At 43.8% G+C, this 2920-nt stretch carries 4 protein-coding genes; 1 reads left to right on the top strand and 3 read right to left on the bottom strand.

Annotation, left to right across the window (positions count from 1 at the left end):
* Positions 1–207: helix-turn-helix domain-containing protein (locus EWV84_RS15395; protein ID WP_287078709.1), on the bottom strand; the 207-nt coding region annotated here is incomplete at its 3' end.
* Positions 208–842: 635 nt separating this feature from the next.
* Positions 843–1013: a hypothetical protein gene (locus EWV84_RS15390; RefSeq protein ID WP_287078708.1), complete on the bottom strand. Its 171-nt coding sequence runs from the start codon at positions 1011–1013 to the stop codon at positions 843–845.
* Positions 1014–1043: 30 nt separating this feature from the next.
* Between EWV84_RS15390 and EWV84_RS15385 the strand changes: the two genes are divergently transcribed.
* Entirely contained in the window at positions 1044–1874 is an 831-nt protein-coding gene (locus EWV84_RS15385) for a tetratricopeptide repeat protein (RefSeq protein WP_286824012.1), read from the top strand.
* Here the strand turns inward: EWV84_RS15385 and EWV84_RS15380 are convergent, their stop codons facing one another.
* Positions 1875–2732 carry a DNA-formamidopyrimidine glycosylase gene (locus EWV84_RS15380; RefSeq protein ID WP_287078707.1) on the bottom strand — a complete coding sequence of 286 codons (858 nt, stop codon included), beginning with the start codon at positions 2730–2732 and terminating at the stop codon, positions 1875–1877. It abuts the gene before it with no gap.
* Positions 2733–2920 lie beyond the last annotated feature (188 nt).

Here is a 2920-nt window from a genome sequence, read left to right as displayed (position 1 = left end):
GAGAAAGTCTAATTCTTCTTGCTTTTTCCACTCGGTTAGCATTGAAGAAGTTTCAGTATATCCTACTCTTTGTTGCTTTTCGTACCATGCTTGTGTTCTGAGATGGAGAGCTTTATTGTAAACTAATCTTACACAGCCCAAAGTGCGCCGCAATAGCGACTCTTGTTCTGGTGTTGGGTAAAATCGAAACGAGTAGGCTTTTTCCATGGGGAGCATTTTAGCATATATTCCGTAAATGTGTTAATATTTAACAGTAAAGCCGTCGTAGAACGACGGGGTTTCAGACCCAAAATTTTCGATGATCTTTTGACTGTCAACCTTGTCAAAACCCTTTTGAGTCTTGACTGTCTGCCCATTGTACTCATTGACACTCCCGTCGCTAAAAGCGAGGGATTCTTGGTTCAACGAGTCCACTTAAACTAGATACCTTGCGTTATCCAACCCAGAGGTGGTTCTCTCCCCAAGCATTACTTTTCGTATGCCCTACGATAGTCCCCCCCCAACCCCTCCGACATCGGGGGAGCAAGGGGGGGTACAAAATTTGCTTGAATTGAAACGTTAGCTTCAAATACTGCTTTGTCTAGTTCCTGTAAAGATTTTACCTACTCACAGTTGAGAAACTAGAACTATTGAGTAGAACCCTATATCTTTAATTGTCAAGGTGCAGATAGCATAGTGGTTAGACTACATGGGTTTTTAGAGCGGTTGATTACCCTATCCGCTATACTCATATAGTAGCTATTTGGCCTGAGTAGGTCAAGACCCTTAAAAGAAGAAGTTATTCGAGATTTTGTCAGGAGACTGGACGCTTATTTTTAATCTTGCTTCGTGTCACTGAGCCTTTACATTGAGCCTTTACATTGAGCCTGTCGAAATGTGTCGAAGTGCTGTTTTATATTGGCTGGGGTTTCATCCCGTCGCACTAAGCGCTTCGGGTCTTCACCCCGACATTTGAGATAAAGAGCGGCCAATTCGATCGATCCCCTGATCAAATCTCCAGATTTCCATAACATTTTCCTGTCTGTCCCCTCGCACCCCAGTCTATGAAAGCCTCTCTCTCTAACCGTCGTTGGCTGTCCATCGGTCTCGTCCTGATGTTATTTGCTTTGCTGTCTTTCTCGATTATGCCGCTATTGACTTCTATTCTCCAGAGTGAGCGGCACTCGGGCCAGAGTCATCTGTCCGCAGTCAAACAAGAGGAATTAGCCAGTCAAGCACTGGGTTATCAGATGGTTTTAGAGCGCGAACCCGATAATCAGACGGCTTTGCGGGGATTATTAGATACTCGCTTACAGCAGGGCGATTTAAGGCAAGCGATCGAACCTTTAGAAAAATTAGCGCAACTTAACCCCCAACAATCCGATTATCTGCTACTTTTGGCGGAAGCGAAACAGCAAATAGAGGACTATGCAGGAGCCACAGGCAGTTATCGCGCCCTTTTAGCCTCCCATCCCCAAGAGCTGCGGGCCTTAACTGGATTAACTAATTTATTTCTTAGCCAAAACCGCCCGATCGAGGCGATTAGTCTGGTCAAAGACACGATTGATCGCGCTTTAAAAGCTGCTTCCGATCCCAATAATCCTGCTAGTTTAATCGATATCGTTTCCGTTCAGTTACTTTTAGGCAAAATCTATTTCGATCAGCAAAATTATCCGGAAGCTTTAAAAGCCTATAAACAAGCTCAACAGATGGATGTTAACGATTTCCGACCAATTTTAGCGACAGCGATCGTACTAAAAGAACAGGGCAAAAATCAAGAGGCTCAACCCCTCTTTCAAGATGCTCTCAGTCGCGCTCCTTTTGCTTACAGACAGGAGATTCAGACCCTAGCCGACGAAAATAACAAAATTCAAGCCACAGCCCCTAATCAGTGATCAGCTTTTTCTCCCTTCTCCCCTTGAGACTTGACACTGGGGACAAAAATGAGCCGAGCGCCCACTTAATTTAATTCTGGCAATAGTTGCACCGCAAAGGCGACAATTTTCGCCATTACGACCGTAAACCCAGGCCATCGCCCCATAATTGCCATTAACTCCCGTAACGTGGAGAAAATCGCTAAAACTGGTTCCGCCTTCAGCGATCGCCGTTTCTAATACAGAAATAATGTTTTTTGTCAATAAGTCTATTTGCTCAATTTTCAAGAGATTAGCGGCAGTTTGGGGATGGATGCCACTTTTAAAAAGAACTTCATCTGCGTAGATATTGCCAATTCCTGCGACTACATTTTGATCGAGGAGAAAAGTTTTAATCGGACGACGACTTTTTTGACAGTGACTATAGAGGTAATCGGCGGTAAAATTGCGATCAAAGGGTTCTAGTCCCAGTTTTTTGAGACCGGTAATCACAGTTTCTGGGGTTTTATCGGCGGCAATCCACCAAATTTTCCCGAAAGTGCGGGTATCGACAAAGCGCAATTCTTGCTGATTGGCAAAAAAGAAGCGTAAGCGCGTATGAATCGGGAGGGGAGTGGTATCTTTTACCCACAGCAATTGTCCGGTCATACGCAGATGAACCCCGATACTGCTACCATTATCTAAATTGGCGAGGAGATATTTGCCTCGGCGCTGCCAATTGGTAATCGTGGTCTGAGCAATTCCTTGCAGAAAAGTTGCCTCGCAATTAGGATAGGCTAGGGTACGCTGTAATAATACTTCCCCACCGATAATTTTTTTGCCCTGGGTAACTTGATTTAACCCGCGACGCACCGTTTCTACTTCTGGCAATTCTGGCATATAAGTAATTGAACAAAATTAAGTTCTTGGTTAGGGTAGGCAAAAGGCAAAAGAGGCAATAGGCAATAGATAGGGTTTGCTGAAAAAGTTATTGAAAAGTACAGGTCTCTTAATCAATGATTTCACTTAGCTACAAGCATAAGCTTTAGTTGTTGATTAGTTTCTAAGTCATAACTTATTGTCATCAT

Origin of the sequence: Microcystis sp. M_QC_C_20170808_M3Col (assembly GCF_007095505.1) — a bacterium.
In the GTDB taxonomy this organism is placed as follows: Bacteria; Cyanobacteriota; Cyanobacteriia; order Cyanobacteriales; family Microcystaceae; genus Microcystis.
Note: the sequence above shows the minus strand (reverse complement) of the source record. Positions and strands in the feature narration are given on the sequence as shown.